This window comes from Marinomonas algicola, assembly GCF_014805825.1.
Classification (GTDB): domain Bacteria; phylum Pseudomonadota; class Gammaproteobacteria; order Pseudomonadales; family Marinomonadaceae; genus Marinomonas; species Marinomonas algicola.
In genome coordinates this window covers 3,232,761-3,256,041 of sequence record NZ_CP061941.1, presented here as the reverse complement: position 1 = coordinate 3,256,041, position 23,281 = coordinate 3,232,761, and the positions used below count along the sequence as shown (strand labels likewise).

The following is a 23,281-nucleotide window of genomic DNA, read 5'->3' as shown; positions in this document are numbered from 1 at the left end:
CAGTAAAATGAAAACTATGAAATTAACGTTAGAGAGGCCTTATTGACGTTCTTATCCCTATATTAACAGAACATCTCTAAACAAAGGCCCGTTTTAAGCATAGTATCCAACCACTTAATTTACCTTTTATAAAAAAATACAGTTTAAAGAAGGATTGCTATCATGCTTAAGAACGGGGATTATCCATTTCTTTTTAGCTTTGTTTACTTATTAAAATTAACGCCACTTTAGCATTAATTGCTTTTAAATCGTCTTTAGATAGTGATTGCCTGGATTGCTGCTCTTCTATCATTTTCGTTTGGCTGCTTACAAATTGTTTTTGCTTATCATTTTGAGCAAAGGTCATCAGCACCTGCAAAGACTCCAAAAGTCTAATAGTGACAGCAACATTGCTCTTTGCCTGTTGTCTGATTTGGTCGAATGCCGCTTTGGCAATGTCATCAAACGTTAGCACTTTACAAACAAGTCTTAACCGATTTTTTGGGTCATAATTTCCTTTATTTGGAAAGTTTATTTTGGTTAGGTCGCATAATACTGAGTTGAGTTTATCGACACAGGTGATGGCAGAATAGGGGTCATTAATTCCTGGAGAAAGAGCTCGTAAAGCAATTTCGACTAGTTGGTGGATAGCAAATTCTGGATCTTGGACCGGCGTTCTGTATCCACCTAATACGATTTGCTTAGTGGCTAATTGCGTCACCTTTTCATCTGCAACATTATTCGAGTGAATGATGGCTAGTACGGCGTTTTTAACCGCAAAATCCCCCGGTCTAAATAAGCACTCAATTAAAATGTCACTGTCAGCCGCTAGCGCTATTAATGCGCTATGATCAATTGTCTGAACATACCCACTACAACTAGCCAGTACATTTTTTTGTTGAGTTCGTTGAGTCAAGTTAGCCTCAATAGTTTCGTCATTTACGCCTGTCTTAGCTTGTTGGTTAATTGATGGTTCAAGATTTTTAATGCCACGTTTTAACTCTTGGTAAACATCATCGATTACCACATCAGCTTGAATGGATTTAGCGACATGATGAATAAAATAAATTAATACCCCTACGCTAATACAGGTCATCAAAACGGCGATAACAACCGTAACCCCAGGTTTAAAAGCGTATGGCTCTTGAAAACTGAGTGCGCAAAATACAAGGATGCAATACAAAAAATTAGAAATGAATGAACCAAGTACAACTTGTGTTCCCGAATCCATCATAAAATTACGCAATAAACGTGGACCAAATTGCGATGACGCTAAGGTAAGCGCTACAATTGTAATTGAGAAGGCGATGCTGGTAACCGTAATCATTGCTCCAGCAATGGCGGCCAATAATGATCGAATCGCATCAATATCGAGCCGATAAATTATTGGTAAGTTGGGTTCAATATGATCAATATAAGCCGCATCAATGTAGATAGAGCCGATCGCAAGCCATATTGAAAATAACACCATAAAGCTAGGAACAAACCAAAAGCTGGCTCGTGCCTTTTCAATTATTGGCGCAAATTTGGTAATATTTAATAACAAAACGCTTCCTTTTTGTGCTTTAGAGTGATTTCAGAGGCTCTTAACTTTAATGCGTTTCATCGATCAAGGATATAAGAGAGGGTTAGGATCTGCCAAAGCATACTAAATTGTGATGCGGGTACCTATAAATTCCTAATGTGTGTCGGCCTCTTTCGTTTTATCGCGTAAAAGACGCGTTTCTCTTTTGCGGAGGATTATTCAATGTTGAATACTATTTTTCATGCCTGCTTAATTCGCCTTGAATTAGGTTATTTTAATCAAACTCTTGCACCAAACCTCTTTCTTACTAGGTGACAGCTCTGTTTTTTGATATAACTGTAGAGATAGTTTTCTGACCAAAGTGTCAGATAATCAAATATCCATTTTTTGGAAGATTTATGTTGGCTAATAGATCATTACCTCAGTATGTGTACACCCTCTTGATCATTTTTTTTCTTTCTTTGGCTAGTGCGCAAGGGCATTCGTCTACCCTTGCAGCAGTTAAAGAAAGGGGGGATTTAAATTGTGGGGTTTTTCCAGATGACCCGGGGCGCAGCGCAATATCGGCAAAAGGATATTGGACTGGTTTTTATGTTGAGTTCTGCAGAGCGGTTGCGGTAGCCGTTTTAAACAACCCAGATTACATAAATTATGTGGAGGTAAAAGCCAAGAGTCGCTTCACCTCTCTCCAGGAAAAGATTACCGATGTGGTTATGTACAGTTCAACATGGACAGTAGGTCGAGAAAACCAATACAACATTCGCTTTCCTGCAATTTATTTGTTTGATGGTCAAGGCCTACTAGTACGAAATAGTTCCAATATTAGTTCATTTAAAGATCTACAAAATAAAACGGTGTGCGTGACAGAAAATACAACGTCTCAGAACAACTTTGAAGAGTACGTTTCAGCTAACCGCTTCGATACTAACGTGATCTATTCAAATGGTGATCAATTTTTTCGAAGCAACGTATGCGATGCTTATACGGCTGATAGGATGAACTTACTCATAAATTTAGCCAACCGTACCGATAAGCAAGAAAACTACGCCGTATTACCAATGACGTTTTCGCGTGAACCTATCGGACCTGCTGTCAGGGATGATGATCCGCAATGGGAAAGAATTGTTCGTTCTGTTGTGCACGCCATTATTTTAGCCGAAGAAAAAGGTATCACATCAAATAACATCGATTACCTTAAGAAAACCAGCAACAACGTTGAAATTAACAACCTCATAGGAACAAGTGGAGACATAGGAAGACAACTTGGGCTTGATCAAGACTGGGCTTATCGCGTAATAAAAACAGTGGGAAATTACAGTGAAATATTTAACCGCTACTATGGAGAAGGCTCGTCTGTTAATTCGACGCGTGGTTTAAATGCTTTATGGAAAGATGGTGGGGTATTATTTTCTCCGCCTTTTAAATAAGTGTATAAACTTGCACATTTAGGGGGGAATACGTGTTTTCCAAGAATAAATCGTGGCTAAAGCGCTTTGATAAAATAGGCTTCCGCCTAAATTTAGTGCTATTTACTGTGTTAGGTTTTTATTTATTAACAAATAGTTACAGCATTTATACTTTATGGCAACAAGCTCATGAGTTTAAGACACTTTCGCATGTTCATTTCGAACGCGCTATGTACGCTTCTGAATTATCTAGAGACACCGAACGACTGAGCGCTCAAACATTAGAAAAAATTATAGGACAAGAATACAGTAATACAAATTCCTACCCTATAAGTGAAAATTTTCAACAATTTTTTAATGCTATTCGTCAAAAGATCTCAGCCAATTCAGAGTTGGAACAAACATTTATAAATGAAATCGATTTGCTTAGCGCTCAATACTTTGATTCGATAATAAGTTTAGATAATCATCTTTTTGAAAATGAAAAGCTTAATAGAGAAACGGCTGAAATAAAACAACGCTTAATGGTGCTTCAAAGTAATCAAATAAAGGCCGAAGCTTCAGAGACAGTAAATCCAAGTTATCATGAGATTTTCACTAATATAGTCAGCACGACGGTATTGGCTTTATACTCAGAAAGTTTAGGGCAATCTAATAAACTAAGGGAACTCAACGAAGAAAATATAAAAAAACTTTTTAATATGGAAGGATTAAATGAAACACTGAGTTCACGTATTCAGGAAATCAAAGGCTTATCAGAATTAACATTTGCCATAAACAAACAAAAGATCCACCACTCTTTAGCCATTTTAGGCTCAGCTCGTCAAACGAGGCTGGCTGCACAACGATTAAGCAGTGCTTGTTTTGAGTTTTACTTATCTCTAAAAAACGCAACAACAAAAGCATCCAATGAACATGCTAAGTTAATAAACAAAGTGATTTTTAAGATACTGATATTTAGCCTCGCTTTTTTAATGTTAACCATTATAGCCTACTGGTTTATACAGCATTATATAATACGAAGACTAAACTCACTGAGTCAGATCATTACTGAGCATATAAATGGTAAAGCAGTTAATATCCCTAAGTGTGGTAAAGATGAAATTTCCGTGATTGCGAGAGCCTTCTCCATTTTTGTTGACTCAATAAATAAAGCTAACTCTGAATCGGTTAAAGCACAAAAGGACGTTGAAGAAGCAAATGAAAAATTACATGCATTAAATGAGTCGCTTCAACTGATTAGCCACACAGACGATTTAACTAAAATAGCGAACCGTCGGCACTTCTTTCAAAGTTTGGCAGAAAGTTGGGAGCAAGCCGAAAAAACGCAATCACAGGTTAGCATTATTATGTTGGATCTGGATTATTTTAAACTCTATAACGATTTTTATGGGCATCAAGAGGGTGATCGATGTCTGCGTGAAATAGCACAATTATTTAAATCCTACATCGATAAAGTAGGAGGGAAAGTGGCTCGTTATGGTGGCGAAGAGTTCATTGCATTACTGATCGGTATGAGTAAAGAAGAGACTTACACATTAGCGAATGCGCTTAAAGATTCCGTTTTTAATAACGCTTTCCCCCATGAAAAGTCACCATTGGACATCGTCACCATTAGTGTCGGTATTGCCACTCAACTCCCTGATGCTGGAAACACCCCAGAACAACTTATTTCTATGGCTGATGTGGCACTCTATGAGGCTAAAAACAGCGGACGTAATAAAGTATGCGGTATGGCTATTTCAGATTAGTCTACTATTGGTAAATGGTTTCTTATATTTTCGACATCTCATTACTAACTAGGAAAACACATGCAGTACGATTGGGTTCTATTTGATGCGGATGAGACTTTATTCCATTTTGATGCCTTTTCAGGGTTAAAAAAAGCCCTAAAGGCGTTCGGGGTTGATTTCACTGAAAGTCATTTTGAAGAATATCAGAGCAAAAACAAACCGCTTTGGGTTCAGTATCAAAACGATGAAATTGATGCTGAAACCTTGAAAATGCGTCGTTTTGAGCTTTGGGCAAGGCGTTTAAATGTGACTGAAAAAAACCTTAATTCGGCATTTTTAAATGCAATGGCTGAAATTTGTACACCTTTGGATGGTGTTCTGGATCTACTTGAAAGCCTTAAAGGTCAAGTCAAGATGGCGATTATAACAAATGGTTTTACGGATTTACAAAAGGTTCGTCTTGCAAGGAATGGGTTGAACAACACGTTCGAATTTTTAGCCATTTCTGAACAAGTGGGTGCCGCAAAACCCAGTAAAAAGATTTTCGATTATGCCTTTGAGAAAATGGGGCAGCCAGCGAGAGGCAAAGTGCTGATTGTCGGGGACACATTAAAGTCAGATATATTAGGTGGCGTAAATGCTGGAATTGATACGTGTTGGTATAACCCACACCATCATGATAACAGTGACGGCATTCTGCCTACTTTTGAAGTTTCTTCCCATCAAGCGTTAAAACAACGCCTTATTAAGGCATAATAGCCGCAATTCGATTTTGATAATGGATGTGACCTGTGCAAACTTTAGAACAGCTCAAAAAAGGGGAGTTAGTGGGTGCTACTCACCTTCAATTAGCGGAAGATCTAACTCAATTTCCGCGTGAAATTTTTACTTTAGCGGATACTTTAGAAGTTCTGGATCTGTCAAATAATCGGCTAACAGAATTACCCGCAGACTTATCTCGTTTAACCAAATTGCGTATTTTGTTTTGCTCTAATAATCAATTTACTCGTTTGCCTGATGCGTTAGGCGTCTGTGAATCCTTAGACATTATTGGTTTTAAGCACAATCAAATAATCGACGTGCCAGAGACCTCGTTGCCAGAGAATTTACGTTGGTTAATACTGACAGATAATTGTATTAAGGTGTTACCAGAAAGCTTAGGTGATCTAGAGCGATTGCAAAAACTGGCGTTAGCTGGAAATGCGATAACGCATTTGCCGAACGCCATTGCGCGTTGTAAAAACTTAGAGCTTCTTAGGATCTCTTCTAATCAGTTTGCTGAGTTTCCATACTTATTATTGAGTTTACCTCGTTTGGCTTGGTTGGCTTTTTCTAATAACCCATTCTGCGATGTAAGAGATGAACATGCGGAATGTATGACCTTAAAACGTAGCCAATTTGAATGGCAAGAAGTATTGGGGCAAGGTGCGTCAGGCGTGATTTCGAGAGCAATCAATCGTGAGGCGAATGACAATCTTGCTCGTGAGGTCGCAATTAAGGTGTTTAAAGGTGAGGTCACCAGCGATGGTTCTCCAGAAGATGAGTTGGATATTTGCTTATCAGTAGGTGAACACCCGAACGTGGTAACGCCGCTGGCAAAAATTGCAGAAGACTCTATGTCGGCCTTGGTGATGTCTTTGATACCACCGAATTATTTCAATCTAGGCCAAGCGCCCAGTTTTGACACTTGTACTCGTGATACATTTACGCAAGGGCAAGCGTTTTCCATTTCTCAAATTCAACACATGGTAAATCAAGTTGATAGTGTCATGGCACACTTAAGATCTAAACGCATCTGTCATGGAGACTTATACGCACATAATATGTTGATTCACCCTGAAGGACACTTATTATTTGGTGATTTTGGAGCGGCCTCAAAATACGATTGCTTGCCTATGTACCAACAGCATGGCCTTCAGCGTATTGAGCAAAGAGCCATGACGCACTTTATAGAAGACATGTTGAATTTGTGTATTGAAGAAGATAAGCAAACCGAAGCCTATTACGATTTAAAGCGCCGAATGTTTAATATTGCTTAAATGTGTTTTAGTTCTGGAAGTAGATTCATTTGTCTCAGCAATATATTTGATAGGAACAAATCAAAAGGAGTAAAACAGTGGGAATGATAAGTGAGCTAGTGTCAAAGTTGATAGGTAATCGGGGTGTATCTGAATTGAGTCCCTCTGAAAAATTATCGAATCAGCAACTAGGAACTGGGCTAACAATGGATAACGCAATCAAATTGCATAATCGTTTGTTTCAGTTAGACAAAATAGACAGTTTGGACTTAAGGCTGAATGCTGTATTTGAGCCAGAAGAAACACGCTTGTGCTCATTACTAATTAAAGAGGGGGATGTGTGCTTAGATATTGGTGCTAATATTGGATATTACACGACATTATTTGCCAATATCGTTGGAGAGAACGGGAACGTTATTGCTATCGAGCCGGACTATGAAAATTATAAAATTTTAGAAATGAACTGTGCTTCTTATATAAAAGATAACTATTCGTTATCACTTCATCAAGTTGCATTAAGTCACGAATCGGGATCTGCTTTGTTGTTTAAGAGTAAAGACAATCACGGTATGCATCGGCTTTATTCTTCAGTTTGTTGTTCAGATGAATCGACAGAAGTACGAATAGTAAAAGGTGATAGCCTAGTTACCACCCCAGTCAATTTTATTAAAATTAATATTGAAGGCTATGAATTACCAGCATTAAAAGGACTAAGTACAATCATTAACGCCTCAACGAATATTAAAATCATTACTGAGTTTTCTCCGCTTTCTATTGGTGAAGCTGGCTTTTTATCAAGGGATTTTATTGGGATGATGCTGAGTTATGGACTGACACCGTTAGAAAATCAGGATGGGGAGTGGCGTACTGTTCAAACAAACGAATTATTAGCTGCGGCTGAGATCGCAGACAAGGTTGATATTCCTAATTTAACAAAAAATATGGCCTGTCAAACAAATCAAGAAATCGCAGAAGCTGCGGCTCAGGCATTAATAGATATTGGATATTCACGGCCACTACTAGAAAACTTGGTTTGGTTAAGATCCTATGATGTTAGTGACGTTTTGACGAAGCTCTCTGTTAAATAATTGAATCCGTAGGTAGTCAATGATAAATTCCTTTAGTTTTAAAGTTATTGAATTTTAAGAATAAGCTAAAGCGTATACAGAGTTTTTTTACGCTTTAGTTTAAGAACAATACAATGTTATATTAATGATTATTCCTCTCTTCTCTCAAGACGACAGCTCTTTTAATGTGAAGAAAGCTCATCTCCATGTTAATGAATTTCACACATTCCATCTAATAAGTTCTGTATAATCCTTCTATTATATTTTTGCAACGGTTGTTCTATGAGTCAGTTGTTTGTAATCGGTATAGGGCCGGGTGATTTGGATTTGGTGGCTCCGAAGGCCTTGTCGGCGTTAAGCGCCAGTACTGATATGGTGGCTTACGGCTATTATTTGGATTTACTAGGTGCCATTTGTGAGGGTAAACAGCATCACGACTTACCATTAGGTGAAGAAATTGGGCGCGCTCGGTTGGCCCTCAATTTAGCCGCATCAGGTAAAACAACGTCATTAATTTCAAGCGGTGACATTGGTATTTATGCCATGGCCACATTGGTATTTGAGTTATTAGACCAACAACTTCAAGGTAAAGAATCGCATCCAGAATGGTTGGAAGTAGAAATCGAAGTGGTTCCTGGTATTTCCGCGATGCAAGCAGGCGCCAGTCGTGTTGGTGCCATGTTAGGTCATGACTTCTGTACGATATCTTTATCCGATTTATTAACGCCTTGGGAAACCATTGATAAACGGATTCATGCGGCGGGTATCGGTGACTTTGTTGTGTCTTTTTATAATCCTGTGTCACGTAAAAGAGATTGGCAATTGAATCATGCTCGTGATGTGTTATTGCAGTATCGCCCCGCCTCTACGCCCGTGATGATTGGGCGACAGCTGACGCGTTTAGAAGAAGACATTGTCTTTACTTCGTTAGGTGAATTGGATGCCAGTCAGGTGGATATGTTTACCATGGTTAGTATAGGAAATAGTGAATCTAGACATATTGTGAATGGTGAAAAACACTGGATTTATACGCCTCGAGGCTACTCGAAAAAACTATAAATCATATGGAGGGTTTAAATGAATAAGGTGGCATCTCTATTAGATTAAACAAGGAGCAGCACAAAATGAAAGTTTACTTTATCGGTGCTGGGCCGGGCGATCCAGATTTAATGACAGTCAAAGCCGTGAAAACCTTAACCCTTTGCCCTGTTGTTCTCTACGCCGGTTCTTTGATTCCACGAGAGGTTGTTGAACGTGTAGAGGGTTCCGCAGAGTGTATTCTGGACACCGCTAAAATGAACCTTGATGAAACCACGGCTGTGATAGAAAAAGCCTTTAAAGAGGGGAAAAATGTGGCGCGATTACATTCAGGAGACCCCTCTTTATATGGTGCTACAGGCGAGCAAATGCGACGTTTAGACCTGTTAAATATTGCATACGACATCATCCCCGGTGTCAGTGCTGTTGCGGCGTCGGCGGCCATGTTGAAAAAAGAATTGACGCTTTCTGGGGTATCTCAAACTGTCATAATGACACGGTATGAAGGAAAAACCCCGTTTCCAGAAAGGGAGCGTTTACCGGCATTAGCCCAGAGTGGTGCGACGCTGGCCATTCATTTAGGGGTGACGAGAATTCATAAGATTGTTGAAGAGCTGATACCTCATTATGGTACAGCTTGCCCTGTTGCCGTTTGTTATCGCACCAGTTGGCCAGATCAAGACTATGTCACTGGCACCTTATCCGACATAGTCCAAAAAGTGCGCGAAAAGAAATTTACTCGTACCAGCCTTATTTTGGTGGGGCATGTTTTGGATACGGAAGAGTTTGATGAATCCTATTTGTACGATAAAAATCAGGCGCATATCTACCGTAAAGTGAAGCATAAGAAAAAATAAACTAGGGTAAGCGTCTTTTATTAACGGGTCATGTATTGCTTGGCCGATTATCGAAATACGTAATATACCTTACCTAGGTCATTTAACGATCTCAATTAATGATTATTTAAGAGTAGAGAGCATGCAACTAAATAAAATCCCGACGACCATTGTTACTGGTTTTCTTGGTAGCGGTAAAACTACCTTATTGTCTAATGTATTAAAGCAGGCAGCAGGCAAACGTATTGCTGTGATTGTCAATGAATTCGGTGAGTTAGATATTGATTCAGAGTTGCTACGCTCTTGTCCTTTGGATTGTGAAGAAGGCTCGGAAACGCGTTCAGAAGACGGTTTTTATGAACTGGCGAATGGCTGTATTTGTTGTACAGTAGAAGAAGAGTTTTTACCGGTAATGAAACAATTGGTTGCTCGACGTGGTGACATTGATCATATCCTAATTGAAACCAGTGGCTTAGCGCTGCCTAAACCATTAGTACAAGCGTTTAATTGGCCTGGAATAAAAGAATATTGCACGGTGGATGCCGTAATAACGGTGATTGATGGGCCAGCGGTAGCGGCTGGGCGTTTTGCTCATGATGCCGATAAAGTACAAGCTCAACGTCTGGCTGATGAAAGTTTAGATCATGACCCGAGTTTACAAGAGTTATTGGATGACCAGTTAAGTGCGGCCGACCTGGTTGTTGTGAGTAAGACGGATTTATTGTCCGAGCTTGAAAAAAACAAAGTCGCCAAGATTGTGGCGCATAAAGTACCGGCAAAAGTGAAGACAGCTTACATAGATCATGGGTTGGCACCATTGGATAGGCTGTTAGGAATGGAGTCAGCAACAGAGGTGCACATTAACCATATCCACAATCATCATGATCACCACCATGCACATGGTGCCGAACACGATCATGCTCATGATCATTTTGATTCGTTTGTCGTGTCATTGGGTGAAGTCGACTCAAATGCATTAAATACGGTGTTAAATACCTTAGTTACTGAGAATAATATTTATCGAGTAAAAGGTTTTGCCGCTGTTGCAGGTAAGCCTATGCGTCAAGTGTTTCAAGTGGTTGGAGAACGCTTGGAGCGTCACTTTGATCGTTTATGGGCACCAGCAGAAGAACGAAAAACTCAATTGGTGTTTATCGGAAAAGGGCTTAATAAAGCTAAGATAGAAAAAGCGTTAGACACTTCTTCAGTAAACTAAGGTGGTCGTAAATGCATCTATTGGCAGCGAAACCGGGTGGCTTTGTTGATGATGAAGGGATTATCGACCTAGAGCAAACGGCGGGAGACATTGTGTTTTTGTCGGCCTCAGACAGCGTGTTAAATGCCTGTGCTTTCGCGATGGATGAGATAGATAAGACTGAGCCGAATTATGCTTTGCCTAGTATTCGTTTAGCCAATTGGATGCAACTTTTAAAGCCCGCAGCGTATGACTTGTATGAAGATAAAGTATTGGAACAGGCCAAGTTAGTTGTGGTCTCCTTATTAGGCGGTCAACATTATTGGTCTTATGGGTTTGAGCGTTTGCTGTCTTGGTCTAAAGCCAAACAAGGCCGGCATTTGATTATTGTTCCCGGTGATGATGCGTTAGATGAGTCGCTTTTTGAGGCCTCTACTGTGTCTGCCAATGTGTCATTTGACGTGTGGCGTTATTTACGAGAGGGTGGTCCTCAAAATATTCGTTCTTTATTATTATTTCTTGCTCAGCAATTGGTTACGTCATCTTATACTCAGTCATTAGAGAAATGCTCTCTTTTAGGTTTTAGTCCTCCTAGCTCTTTGCCGGCGTGTTTTGTTTATCATAAATCGACCTCAAGCCGTGTCCAAGAGTGGCAATCGGATCTAGGTTTGCAACGAGCGGATGGCGTATTATTGTTTTATCGCAGCCATGTGCAAAGCGGCAATACTCAGATGTTTGATGACCTCATGGCGATTTTTGCCTCACAAGGATTGGTTGTTATTGCTTTGGCGATACGGTCATTAAAAGATGAGATGTCGCTTTCTGTGGTGAATGAGGTCCTTAATCAGCTGTCTATTAAAGTGGTATTAAATGCTACTGGGTTCGCAAGTAACCGTGTTGGAAGCCCTGATTTAGCGTCAGAACCAACGGATTTTCAGTCTTCTTTTGACCGCGCGATTCCAGTGCTGCAATTAATTTTATCCAGTAGTACAGAGGAAGATTGGCAAGATCAATTTCAGGGATTGAGAAGTCGTGATATGGCCATGCAAGTGGTGTTACCTGAGATGGACGGTCGTATCGTGACGCGTGCCGTGAGCTTTAAACAACATGCTTCCTACCATTCTCAGGGACAAATTAATCTTGTGCAATACGGTATTCACATTGAGCGAGCGAAATTTGTCGCGGCATTAGCTAAAGCTTATTGTCGTTTAAGTGAAAAAAGCAATTCGCAAAAGCGCATTGCGTTAATACTGGCTAATTACCCAACGAAAGATGGTCGTATTGGTAATGGTGTTGGGCTGGACACACCAGCTTCTATGATTACTATATTATCGTCTATGGCGCAGGCTGGTTACCCTGTTGAAACGATTCCTATTACTGGAAATGCATTGATAGAAGAACTTTTGGGGGCGATCACAAATAACCCCAATACCTTACATGAAAGAGGCTGTTGGCAAAGTCTATCATTAAAGGAGTATCAACAGTATTTTAAGCAATTACCGCACGCATCTCAACAAGCTGTATTAACGCGTTGGGGTCCCGCAGAAGAGGATCATAAATGCCGAATACAGAATGGCCAAGCCAGAATTATGTTAGCCGGTATTCGTCTCGGGGAAACGTTTGTGGGGATTCAACCTGCTCGAGGCTTTAATGTCGACTTGGCCGCTAACTACCATGATCCAGACTTGATTCCGCCTCACAGTTATTTAGCGTATTATTTTTGGTTACGTCATGTGTATCAAGTAGATGCCATTGTCCATGTGGGGAAACACGGAAATTTAGAATGGCTTCCGGGTAAAGGCGCTGCTTTATCTGAACAATGTTGGCCTGATATCGTTTTAGGTCCAATGCCGCACTTTTATCCTTTTATTGTCAATGACCCTGGGGAAGGTGCTCAGGCTAAACGGCGTATTCAAGCGGCTATTATTGATCACCTGATGCCACCCATGACAAGGGCAGAAACTTACGGCGAGTTGTTAGTGCTAGAAGGTCTAGTTGATGAATATTATCAAGCGTTAGGCATGGACGTTCGCCGTGAAAAGTGGTTGAAAGAGCAAATTCTCATCTTGGCTGAAAGTACTCATTTGTTAGAGGAAGTTGCTTTAGAGAATGGGAATGATGAACGTGCCGTATTAGAGAGTTTGGATGCGTATTTGTGTGAAATCAAAGAGGCCCAAATTCGTCATGGCTTACATGTTTTAGGGCAATTACCTAGCGCTGAAAAACTGGCCGATACGGTGGTCGCTTTATTACGCCTCCCTCGTGGAAAAACACCTGAGAGCCAAGGCATTTTACATAGCCTTGTGTCTGATTTGGGGTTAACTGAAAAAGGTAAGCTATTTGACCCATTGACGTCTTTAGCCACGCCTTGGGAAGGTGAGAGGCCCGCTTGTTTAATGGCGTTGAGTGATGTGGTTTGGCGTACTGGCGCGGATACGAAAGAGCGTTTGGAATGGTTGGCTGAGAAACTGTGCTTAACTTATTTAATTAATTTGGAAAATCTAGAGTCATTGACGTCATCTTTTCCTTTGACAGCACGTCTGTTGGAACATGCTAAACGTCGATTGATGCCTTCCTTAGAAAAAAGCGCTGTGGATGAATTACAAGCACTATTAACAGGCTTAAGTGGCGGTTTTATTCCGCCGGGGCCAAGTGGCGCTCCTACCCGAGGGCGTTTGGATACCTTGCCAACAGGGCGAAATTTTTTCTCTGTAGACAATCGAGCCATACCTTCGCCAGCGGCTTGGGCATTGGGTGAAAAGTCCGCGCAATCTTTAATTGAGCGCTATCTACAAGAGCACGGGGATTACCCAACAGAAATTGGTTTGTCTGTTTGGGGGACGGCGACCATGAGAACCGGTGGTGACGATATTGCACAAGCTTTTGCGCTGATGGGCGTGCGTCCTATCTGGGCGTCAGGTTCAAATCGAGTGTCTGATTTTGAGGTGTTATCCTGCATGCAACTAGGTCGCCCAAGGGTCGATGTTACTTTGAGAGTGTCGGGTTTTTTCCGGGATGCATTTCCAAATGTAATGCGGTTATTTGATACTGCCGTACAAGCCATAGCTGATTTTATTGAGCCTGGTACAGGGAATGTAATTCAACAACATATTGAAGAGCGTAGAAGCACATTGATTTCTCAGGGAATGGATGAGGCCGATGCCCAAAGACAGGCCAGCTACCGAGTATTTGGTAGTAAGCCAGGTGCTTATGGAGCGGGTTTGCAAGGTTTAATCGATGAACGTTGTTGGGATTCAAAAGAAGATTTGGCTGAGGCCTACTTAAATTGGGGAAGCTATGCTTATGATGGTCAAGCTGGAGACGGTGTTTTAGCTCGAAATTCCTTTTCGGATCGTTTGTCACGGTTAGAGCTGGTTATGCAGAATCAAGATAACAGAGAGCATGATATTTTGGATTCAGATGACTATTACCAGTTTCAGGGTGGCATGACCAATGCTGTTACCGTTTTGAAAAACGAAGCGCCAGATGTTTTCCATAATGATCATTCCAACCCGTCTATGCCAAAAGTCCGTACGTTAAAAGAAGAGTTGAATCGAGTGATACGGACAAGAGTGCTAAACCCAAAATGGATTGGTGCGATGCAAGAGCACGGTTATAAAGGCGCCTTTGAAATGGCGGCTACGGTTGATTATTTGTTCGCTTATGATGCAACAACAGATATCGTATCTGATTATCAATATAAGCAAGTATGTGATCGCTTATTGTTTGACAAACAAAATCAGCATTTTCTAAAAGACAATAATCCTCATGCCTTAGAAGAAATGGCAGAACGCCTTTTAGAGGCTTGTCAAAGAGGGATGTGGAAGGAAAATGGATCTTATCAGGATTCATTACAAACGCTTTTGCTTGATATTGATCAGCGCAGAGAGCAAATTAAGCCGAATTAATTGCAAATAGCGATAAATTTTACATGATTAGAACGTCCATAAGACGTTAACCACAAGGGACAGTTATGATAAATCAAGAGAACGCAAAAAAAGGCATCATGATTTGTGGTCACGGAAGCCGCGATAAAGATGCCGAAAGAGAATTTGGGTTGGTTGCGGCGGGTTTAAAAAAACGATTTCCTGATTTACCCGTCGAATATGGCTTTTTGGAGTTCTCTGCTCCTAATATCCATATGGGGTTAAATCGCCTTGTTGAACAAGGTGTCGGTGAGATCTATGCGGTTCCAGGCATGCTGTTTGCAGCAACTCATGCTAAAAATGACATTCCCTCAGTTTTAACTACCTATGAAGAAAAAAATAGTAATTTAAAGGTCACATACGGGCGTGAGTTAGGGCTTCAAGAAGATATGATTGAGGCTTTTCAAGCACGTATTTATGAATCATTGGGAATCGATCCAAAGAATCCACCTAAAAGCTTGTACGATACTTTGTTGGTTGTTGTGGGTCGTGGTACGTCTGACACACTTGCCAATGCGGAAGCGGCGAAATTAACCCGTATTGTAAACGAAAACATGGGCTTTGGTTGGGCTGATACCGTCTACTCTGGTGTTACTTACCCTTCTGTTGGTGCTGGCTTAGAGAAACTGTTGAAGCTGGGTTATAAACGTGTTGTGGTCGCACCTTACTTTTTATTCACTGGGCGCTTAATTAAGCGAATCCAAGGGTATGTAGATAAAGTGGCGCAGGACAACCCTAGTATTGAATTTATTCAAACGCCTTACTTAAGTGATCATTGTAAAGTGATCGACGCTTTTGAAAATCGCGTAAATGAAATAATGACGGGGGAACTTACAGCACAAGGTGAAACGTTAATGAATTCATTTAAGCGCCGACTGGCCGCTGGTGAAGTAGACGTGCATCATCATCATGCTGAATTTACAGATCCGCAGGATGATACTCAAGGTTTGTCTGAGTCGGACCACGCCCATGATCACTCTGTTGACCTCAATCATTTACCAAGTCACTCTCATAGCCATAGCCATAGCCATAGCCATAGCCATAGCCATAGCCATAGCCATAGCCATTCGCATGCCCTCTCTCACTCTCATGGTGTCTATAAACACATTGGTCACCCAGAAGGTCCTAGAACCATGATAGGTGAGGGCATTTGTTGCTGTTTTATGGGGCAGTTTCCGCAAGATATTTTAGACGCTGAAAAGGATAACGCAGAAAGAGATTGTAGCAAAACCGCGTTTGCACATCGTTAGCGTCAGTGAGCATTCTTTTTTTGTTGGACAAATGGTTAAAAATAATTGTTTATCAGCGTTATTTGTTGCTATTTTAAACTGGTATTTTTTTATTTTTAGGTTTTCAAATGGTTAGGAACCCTCTTTCATTAATGGATTCACGTTACGGCATTATTATACATCGTGACTTTAAGCCTTTGTATGCAGACGAAAAGTGCGCATTACTTTATGGTTTTGAGACATCACACGAACTTGTCGCTATAGATTCTTTGTTGTCTCTTATTGCTGAGGATCAGCGAGCCTTAGCTCAAGAAATGTACACTGCGATAATGAGAGGGGAAAAAGACTCAACAGTACAACTCTTCAAAAACCTTGATCGTCATGGCGTTACTAAGCATATACTGTGTATTGATCATATTATTGAATGGGAAGGTGAGCCTGCATTACAAGTTTCTATTATTGATATGACCTCTCAAGTCGAATCAGAACATTTGTTAAGGGAAAGTGAGCAGCGCTTTCGTGATTTAGTTGAAGGCTCGATTCAAGGTATGGTCATTCATAGTGACTTTAAACCTCTTTTTGTCAATCAAGCGTACGCCGATATGCTTGGTTACGATACAGTCGAAGAAATACTGGCTTTACCCTCTATTGAAGTTTTTTTTGTTGGTGAAGACATATATCGTGCAACGAAAAGAGTGCAATCTATTCTCAATGGTGAATTAAGCAACAATAGAGAGCGTCATTTTAGTCGAACCAAAACAGGTGACGTTATTTGTATTGAGTTAGTTGAAAGGTCAATTGTCTGGGATAAGAAAAAAGTCATTCAGACAGTACTCATTGATGTCACTGAACAGGTTTTATTAGAAAAAAAATTAATTGAGACAGCAAATACCGATAGCCTGACGGAGTTACACAACCATCGTTTTTTGATTGACTCTTTTGACGCTTATTTTGTCGCAAAAGGCTTGTCTAATTTGTCTTGTATCTTGTTAGACCTCGACCGCTTTAAAACCATCAATGATACTTATGGGCATTTAATTGGTGATGATGTTTTGCGGCACTTTTCTACTATTCTGAAAAAAATAGTAGGTAGCCAAGGAATGGTAGGGCGTTACGGAGGTGAAGAGTTTTTAGTGCTGTTGCCAAAGCAAGGGTTAGATGATGCCCTGAACATCGCCAATCAAATCTGTGATAAAACACGGCTAACGCCTTTATTATCTGAGAAAGGAGAAATTTTCTTTACAGTTAGTGGCGGCGTGGTGGAGCATAAGGAAAGTGATCAATCTGTCCATCAAATTATAGACCGTGCTGATCAGGGGTTATATATAGCAAAACAGAATGGTCGAGATCAAATGGTCGTTATAAATTAAGTATTTCTTGAATATAAAATTTAACTACAGGATTTTAAAATGTCAAAAAAAGTGTACTGCATGGCTCAATTTAAGGCGAAGCCAGGCAAAGAAAAAGCCTTGTTTGAGGTTTTACAGTCTTTAGAGCCGAATACATTAAGAGAAGATGGGTGCCTGCAATACATTGTTACTCGACATATACCCAGCCCTTTTGCTGAGGGTAAAAGCTTTCCTATTGTCTTTAATGAAATATGGGCTGATATGGCGTCATTTGAAGCCCATTGCAAAAGGGAGGAAATTGGTGGTTTTTTTGAAAAATACTGTGTAGCGGAAGAGGGGTTAGCTGAAGATTGGAATGTCACCATTTACTCTGATGAGCCAGAGCAATACGACTCTCCAATATTCAGCTAGTTACAAGTGCAATAGGCTTTAATTTTTAAGTTGAGGATAATATGAGTAAAGTTCACTTTATTGGTGGAGAGAAGGGTGGTGTAGGTAAATCGATGACATCTAGATTGCTGGCACAGTACTATATTGATCGTGACATACCGTTTTTAGGATTTGATTGTGACTCCTCACATGGGACTTTTTCACGTTTTTATTCTGAATTTGCGTCTCCAGTTATTATTGGTGAAGAAGACAGCCTTGATGGCATGTTAACGGCTATTGATGAGAATCCAGAAAATGATTTGATTATTGATTTAGCCGCTCAAACGTCTCAGTCTTTGGGCCAGTGGATCGAAGAAACGGATGTATTTGGTTTGCTAGATGAGATGGGTTGCCAAGTATATCTTTGGCATGTGATGGATGACGGAGCCGACTCTGTGACTTTACTGGATACACTTATGACTAAGTACACTCAATCTGGTTTGGCGTTTGTTGTGGTGCAAAATTTAGGGCGTGGAGACAACTTTTCTCGCTTCCATAAATCAAAGACCTATTTAAAAGCGGTTGAGCGTGAAGCGGAATTTTTTGAACTAGCGAAGCTGCAAACAAAGTTAACCCAAAAAATTGATTTTAATAATTCCAGCTTTTGGGCTGTAGCGAATGATCGTCGCCTAATGAATATTGCGGAAAGACAGCGCATGAAAATTTGGCTTAAACATGGTTATTCTCAACTTGATATGCTTTTGAAAGATTAACGAGTATCGTGTCGGTATGGGTTGACACAATCCATACCTTATTAGTCCCCCTATGCCCACTCTTCTAATGTTCTCTTTATTGCTTCTAGAGCTTCACTAAACTGTCACGTCATTGACATATTAATCTATTACATTTGTTCTTAGCATAAGTGCATGATGCTGCTTAATAACTAAATTATGTTTTGGAGTAATGAGAGATGACCACTAAGAACACAGTTGAAATTGGTTTTGATGAGTTTGATGAAATCGTTCGTCCTGCGCCCTCGGTTGTTGATTTTGATAATGTGGCGGAAGCATCCATGTCTCGCCGTTCATTCTTAGGTGGCGGTGCGGCTTTTGGGGCCACCGCGTTTGTCATGGGGTCAACAACGTTATCGGCGGCTAATGCTGTTGCGGCGGGTAATAAGTCAAGCCGATTGGCTTTTGACATGGTAAAAGCAAATGCACTCGACACGGTTACCGTTCCAAAAGGATACAGCTGGCAAGTTGTGACCTCGTGGGGAGATCCATTATGGTCAAAAGCACCTGAACTTGATAAGTCAACAGGTGGTACAGGAGCATCTCAGGAAATGGCATTTGGTGATCACAGTGATGGCCTAGCATTTTTCAGACATAATGGTAAAAATATTTTAGCCGTTAACAACGAATACACAGATTCTAAAACGTTACTGTCTAATCGAGAAGGTGGTATTGCTGTAACAGCCGACGATATTCGCAAATCAAAAGCGGCTCATGGCGTATCCATTGTAGAAATCAATCAAAAAGACGGTAAATGGGGAGTAGTAAAAGACTCTATGTATAACCGTCGTATTACGGCCGACACTGAAATGGCTATAACGGGTCCTGCTCGTGGTCATGCGCTGTTAAAAACATCGTCAGATCCTAAAGGAGAAGTGGCTAAAGGTACTTGGAATAACTGTGGTAATGGGCAAACACCATGGGGAACTTACCTCACTTGCGAAGAAAATTTTAATGGTTATTTTTCTGCCAGTGATGAAAATTATAAGATCAGTCCAGAGTTGGCACGTTACGGTGTAAGTACTAAGGATCGAGGTTATAACTGGGCGATGGCGGACGATCGCTTTGATCTTGTTAAAAACCCAAATGAACCAAATCGTTTTGGATATATTGTTGAAATCGATCCAACTAATCCAAATTCAATGCCGAAAAAGCGTACGGCACTAGGTCGCTTTAAGCATGAGAATGCTGAAGTAGCGATTGCGGCAAACGGCCATGTTGTTGTGTATTTAGGTGATGATGAGCGAGGTGAGTTTTTATACCGCTTCGTTTCAGAAGGAAAATACACGGCGGGTGGTGATCATTCTGAATTGCTTTCAAAAGGTACTTTGTTTGTTGCTAAATTTCATGAGAATAATAAAGGTGAATGGCTTGCCCTTACACCTGAAACCACAGGTATGACAGACGCTGAAATTGCGATTCATACTCGTCTAGCGGCGTCTAAAGTGGGCGCAACGACCATGGATCGCCCAGAGTGGGTTTCATCGAATCCGAACAAAGTAGAAGTGTATTGCTGCTTAACCAACAATAAAAACCGAGGAGTGAAAACCAACGCTGGTGGTGATGCGACTCCTGCTGTTGGGCCTAACCCTCGAGTTAAAAATAACTTTGGCCAAATCGTGCGTTGGAAACCAATAAACGAAGATCATACTTCTCAAGAGTTTAATTGGGATTTATTCTTGTTAGCGGGTAATCCTGCTGTCTATGATGACGCCAATGCTGGTTCTAAAAACATTAATCAAGATAACATGTTTAACTCTCCCGATGGACTTAAGTTTGATTCAAAAGGATTGTTGTGGATTCAAACCGATGGAAATTATTCCAATAAAGACGGTTTTGCTGGTCAAGGTAATAACCAGATGTTGGTTGCTGACACTGAAACGGGTGAGATTCGTCGTTTCTTGGTTGGACCAAATGAATGTGAAATTACAGGAGCGGCTTGGAGTTCCGATAAAAAAACGATGTTTATCAGTGTTCAACATCCAGGGGAAAAAGGCAATTCAAACTGGCCTGATGGCGGTGACTCTATTCCTCGTTCAAGCGTTATTGCGATTACACGTGATGACGGTTCTGTCATTGGTTAAAAAGTGATTAGGAAAAAGCCACGTCTAAGTAATTAGGTGTGGTTTTTTTTTGTCTATTAAAAAGAGAGAGGGGCTATTATTTTATTCATTCTAAAAAGAGTATTTTTATCAACTCTTTTTAAATCCACCTATTATTATTCAGAGAGTTATATATACTGTTTGCAGTATTTTTTAATTGGTTAATTCTAATACAACTGGTCAAATAATGTAGTCAAAAAAATGTAATAATGTGGTATTTTAACTAAAAAGAGTGATGATTTTAAAAGGGCTATCTGAGAAGATAACGCTTTTATATCCTTAGGAGGTTAGGTTGCAGTTTGCGTTTACTCGTTCATTGTTTGGTAAGCAAGCCATTGCCACATTATTGCTAGCCGTTATCCTCAGCCTCATTGTGAGTGCACTTACCTTCTATTCAAATGTAATCTCCAGTCGTGAAGCCATTTCCCAAGAGTTTAATGCATTGCTAGCTGTTGTTGAAAAGCCAGCGGTTCAGGCGGCTTTTAGGATAGACGAAGTGTTGGCTCAACAACAAATTAATGGACTAATGCAAAACAAATATGTCTTAAAAGCGGAAATGCTGGATGAAAATGGCAACATATTTGCCTCAAGTTCGAGAAGTGTACAACATTCGGTTTTTTATATAGAGATGGCGAATTGGTTGTTACCAAAGATCGATCAGTTTGAGTTGGTATTACGCTATGAAGACCGTAATGTTATTTTGGGAAAAATTATTTTAACCGCCGATAGAGAATTTTTAATAGAAGAGATTCTGGAACAGAATGTCCTTTTGTTAATCGGTTCCTTAGTAAAAGACATTCTATTGGCGTCTTTGATATCGTTGTTCTTTTACTACATGGTTACTAGACCACTTAAAAAACTCACCGTTACCCTATCTGAATCAAGTCGTAAATCGATACATAGGCTTCCAATTATTACACCGGCAGGACACGAGAATGATGAACTCGGAGAATTAAGTCGGGTATTTAGTAGAGTATTTCAAAAATTAACCGATACACATACGGCGCTTGAATACAATATCGTTCATACACAAGCGATTATTGCTCACGCTGGCGACGCCATTTTTCTAGTAGAAGAAGATGGAAAAATTTGTTTGGTAAATAAAGCAAGTGAGCGTCTTCTTGATCGTAAAGAAGATAAGTTATTAGGTTGTTATATGGAAGAGTTTCATACAGCAAAGGGATGGGAGTATTTTAACGATTTACTGGTTTCTTTAGCGCTTGATCAACCTCTTACATTGGAAACACACTATCTTTCAGATAATGGCATTAAAATTCCTGTCGAAATTAGACTGATAAAATACAATTTACAGCATAAAGTAGAAGTACTGTTGTTAGTACGAGATATTTCGGCACGAAAGGAAGCTGAGGATAGAATTAATCGTTTGGCTTTTTATGATCCTTTAACGCAGTTGCCGAATAGACGATATTTATTAGATCGATTGGATAGTTTTAGCCGAAGTAATAAAAAAGAGAAGAAAACCGGTGCTTTATTATTCTTAGATCTAGATCGATTTAAAAATATAAATGATTCGTTAGGCCATAATGTAGGCGATAATTTACTGCGTTTAGTTGCTGCGGATTTAGAAAGCCTTAACCGAGATGAGGTGGTAACGGCGCGACTTGGAGGTGATGAGTTTGTTGTGCTCTGGCCAAATATTGAAGGTAGTGAAGAGTTTGTTTCTGAAAAAATTGCCCTTTTTGCCCAAGAAATCATATCTGTTTTCGCCATGCCGAAAAATGTTGGCTTGCATGAGCTACACATCACCGTAAGTATCGGCATTACGATATTTAATGACCTTGAAAATGATGCGACGATTTTATTGAAACAAGCTGACACCGCTTTATATAAAGCAAAAGATGCTGGCAGAAATACTTATCGTTTCTATTCTCATGAAATGCAAGCCATGAGTGATGAGCGTATGTCTATGGACAAGTCCATGCATGAAGCCATTGAGCATGGAGAATTTGAGCTGTATTTCCAACCACAAAATGCCTTTGATGGGGCCTGTACTGGTGCAGAAGTACTAATTCGTTGGCCAAGAGCGGATGGTTCTTTTACGCCTCCTGGCGTATTTATTCCTTTAGCAGAAGAAATTGGCTTAATTAATAGTATTGGTGATTGGGTAATGGAAGAGTCCTTTAGACAATTGTCTGTTTGGATTAAGGAGGGGTTTTGGCAATCAGATTGGAAATTGTCAATTAATGTGAGTGCTATTCAATTTCAACAATCTGATTTCCTGCTTGCTTTAGAAATGCTCTTGACTAAATATTCTTTAGCGCCTGAATATATTGATTTAGAAATTACAGAAAGTATGCTTCTTGGTGATTTGACCATTAGCCGTGAAAAAATGAATAAAATAAGAGAGCTGGGCGCGTTCTTATCAATTGATGACTTCGGGACCGGGTATTCTTCTTTGAAGTATCTTAAGACGTTACCAATCAATAGATTGAAAATTGATCAGTCTTTTGTCAGGGACTTGTTGGTAGATAAAAGTGATACAGCGATTATTGCAGCGATTATTGCGATGTCAAAAGCGCTTGATATCGAAGTTATTGCAGAGGGAGTTGAAACCGAAGAACATTATTGTGAATTGCAGAATATGGGGTGTCTTCGTTTTCAAGGCTATTATTTTGGTCGGCCAATGCCAGCAATTGATTTTGTTAAAAGCTTTTCTAAGAGTACCGTTCCAACTCATCGTCGTTAGGCCATTCCTTG

16 protein-coding genes are annotated in these 23,281 nt (G+C 40.1%); 15 read left to right on the top strand and 1 reads right to left on the bottom strand.

Translation table 11 applies throughout. From position 1 onward, the window contains the following. Positions 1–193 precede the first annotated feature (193 nt). Positions 194–1,525 (bottom strand): DUF2254 domain-containing protein, encoded by a 1,332-nt coding sequence (locus tag IEZ33_RS14920; RefSeq protein WP_191600817.1) that lies wholly within the window; start codon positions 1,523–1,525, stop codon positions 194–196. Between the two features lie 377 nt (positions 1,526–1,902). Between IEZ33_RS14920 and IEZ33_RS14915 the strand changes: the two genes are divergently transcribed. The 15 genes from IEZ33_RS14915 to IEZ33_RS14845 all read left to right on the top strand — a co-directional run bounded on the left by IEZ33_RS14915 (position 1,903) and on the right by IEZ33_RS14845 (position 23,270). Further along, positions 1,903–2,931 (top strand): amino acid ABC transporter substrate-binding protein, encoded by a 1,029-nt coding sequence (locus IEZ33_RS14915; RefSeq protein ID WP_191600816.1) that lies wholly within the window; start codon positions 1,903–1,905, stop codon positions 2,929–2,931. A gap of 32 nt (positions 2,932–2,963) precedes the next feature. Continuing rightward, positions 2,964–4,661, top strand: coding sequence for a diguanylate cyclase domain-containing protein (locus IEZ33_RS14910; RefSeq protein ID WP_191600815.1), 1,698 nt, complete (start codon positions 2,964–2,966; stop codon positions 4,659–4,661). A gap of 60 nt (positions 4,662–4,721) precedes the next feature. Further along, on the top strand, positions 4,722–5,399 hold the full coding sequence (yjjG, locus tag IEZ33_RS14905) for a pyrimidine 5'-nucleotidase (protein WP_191600814.1): 678 nt from the start codon (positions 4,722–4,724) through the stop codon (positions 5,397–5,399). 35 nt (positions 5,400–5,434) lie between these two features. Beyond that, on the top strand, positions 5,435–6,682 hold the full coding sequence (locus IEZ33_RS14900; RefSeq protein ID WP_191600813.1) for a leucine-rich repeat-containing protein kinase family protein: 1,248 nt from the start codon (positions 5,435–5,437) through the stop codon (positions 6,680–6,682). A gap of 98 nt (positions 6,683–6,780) precedes the next feature. After that, positions 6,781–7,749, top strand: a complete 969-nt coding sequence (locus IEZ33_RS14895) for an FkbM family methyltransferase (protein WP_191600812.1) — start codon at positions 6,781–6,783, stop codon at positions 7,747–7,749. A 261-nt stretch (positions 7,750–8,010) separates the two neighbouring features. Beyond that, positions 8,011–8,787 carry a precorrin-3B C(17)-methyltransferase gene (gene cobJ, locus IEZ33_RS14890; protein ID WP_191600811.1) on the top strand — a complete coding sequence of 259 codons (777 nt, stop codon included), beginning with the start codon at positions 8,011–8,013 and terminating at the stop codon, positions 8,785–8,787. A 65-nt stretch (positions 8,788–8,852) separates the two neighbouring features. Further along, positions 8,853–9,623 (top strand): precorrin-4 C(11)-methyltransferase, encoded by a 771-nt coding sequence (gene cobM, locus IEZ33_RS14885; protein WP_191600810.1) that lies wholly within the window; start codon positions 8,853–8,855, stop codon positions 9,621–9,623. A gap of 121 nt (positions 9,624–9,744) precedes the next feature. Next, entirely contained in the window at positions 9,745–10,818 is a 1,074-nt protein-coding gene (cobW, locus tag IEZ33_RS14880) for a cobalamin biosynthesis protein CobW (protein WP_191600809.1), read from the top strand. Between the two features lie 11 nt (positions 10,819–10,829). Further along, complete coding sequence (gene cobN / locus IEZ33_RS14875) at positions 10,830–14,705, top strand: cobaltochelatase subunit CobN (RefSeq protein ID WP_191600808.1); 3,876 nt, start codon at positions 10,830–10,832, stop codon at positions 14,703–14,705. A 65-nt stretch (positions 14,706–14,770) separates the two neighbouring features. Beyond that, the gene (locus IEZ33_RS14870; protein WP_191600807.1) at positions 14,771–15,973 is read left to right on the top strand and encodes a sirohydrochlorin chelatase; all 1,203 of its coding nucleotides are present in this window, start codon (positions 14,771–14,773) and stop codon (positions 15,971–15,973) included. Positions 15,974–16,080: 107 nt separating this feature from the next. Beyond that, a complete protein-coding gene (locus IEZ33_RS14865; protein ID WP_191600806.1) occupies positions 16,081–17,322 on the top strand; it encodes a sensor domain-containing diguanylate cyclase in 1,242 nt (413 codons plus the stop codon). A 39-nt stretch (positions 17,323–17,361) separates the two neighbouring features. Next, the gene (locus IEZ33_RS14860) at positions 17,362–17,712 is read left to right on the top strand and encodes a putative quinol monooxygenase (protein WP_191600805.1); all 351 of its coding nucleotides are present in this window, start codon (positions 17,362–17,364) and stop codon (positions 17,710–17,712) included. A gap of 41 nt (positions 17,713–17,753) precedes the next feature. Further along, a complete protein-coding gene (locus tag IEZ33_RS14855) occupies positions 17,754–18,443 on the top strand; it encodes a P-loop NTPase family protein (RefSeq protein WP_191600804.1) in 690 nt (229 codons plus the stop codon). A 197-nt stretch (positions 18,444–18,640) separates the two neighbouring features. Next, positions 18,641–20,545, top strand: a complete 1,905-nt coding sequence (locus IEZ33_RS14850) for a PhoX family protein (protein WP_191600803.1) — start codon at positions 18,641–18,643, stop codon at positions 20,543–20,545. A gap of 310 nt (positions 20,546–20,855) precedes the next feature. Continuing rightward, positions 20,856–23,270, top strand: coding sequence for a putative bifunctional diguanylate cyclase/phosphodiesterase (locus tag IEZ33_RS14845; protein WP_191600802.1), 2,415 nt, complete (start codon positions 20,856–20,858; stop codon positions 23,268–23,270). Positions 23,271–23,281 lie beyond the last annotated feature (11 nt).

Bases quoted from the DNA above. Each gene is read 5' to 3' on its own strand.
- IEZ33_RS14915 (WP_191600816.1), top strand. From the start codon at position 1,903: ATGTTGGCTAATAGATCATTACCTCAGTATGTGTACACCCTCTTGATC.
- yjjG (WP_191600814.1), top strand. From the start codon at position 4,722: ATGCAGTACGATTGGGTTCTATTTGATGCGGATGAGACTTTATTCCAT.
- cobJ (WP_191600811.1), top strand. From the start codon at position 8,011: ATGAGTCAGTTGTTTGTAATCGGTATAGGGCCGGGTGATTTGGATTTG.
- cobM (WP_191600810.1), top strand. From the start codon at position 8,853: ATGAAAGTTTACTTTATCGGTGCTGGGCCGGGCGATCCAGATTTAATG.
- cobW (WP_191600809.1), top strand. From the start codon at position 9,745: ATGCAACTAAATAAAATCCCGACGACCATTGTTACTGGTTTTCTTGGT.
- cobN (WP_191600808.1), top strand. From the start codon at position 10,830: ATGCATCTATTGGCAGCGAAACCGGGTGGCTTTGTTGATGATGAAGGG.
- IEZ33_RS14870 (WP_191600807.1), top strand. From the start codon at position 14,771: ATGATAAATCAAGAGAACGCAAAAAAAGGCATCATGATTTGTGGTCAC.
- IEZ33_RS14865 (WP_191600806.1), top strand. From the start codon at position 16,081: ATGGTTAGGAACCCTCTTTCATTAATGGATTCACGTTACGGCATTATT.
- IEZ33_RS14860 (WP_191600805.1), top strand. From the start codon at position 17,362: ATGTCAAAAAAAGTGTACTGCATGGCTCAATTTAAGGCGAAGCCAGGC.
- IEZ33_RS14855 (WP_191600804.1), top strand. From the start codon at position 17,754: ATGAGTAAAGTTCACTTTATTGGTGGAGAGAAGGGTGGTGTAGGTAAA.
- IEZ33_RS14850 (WP_191600803.1), top strand. From the start codon at position 18,641: ATGACCACTAAGAACACAGTTGAAATTGGTTTTGATGAGTTTGATGAA.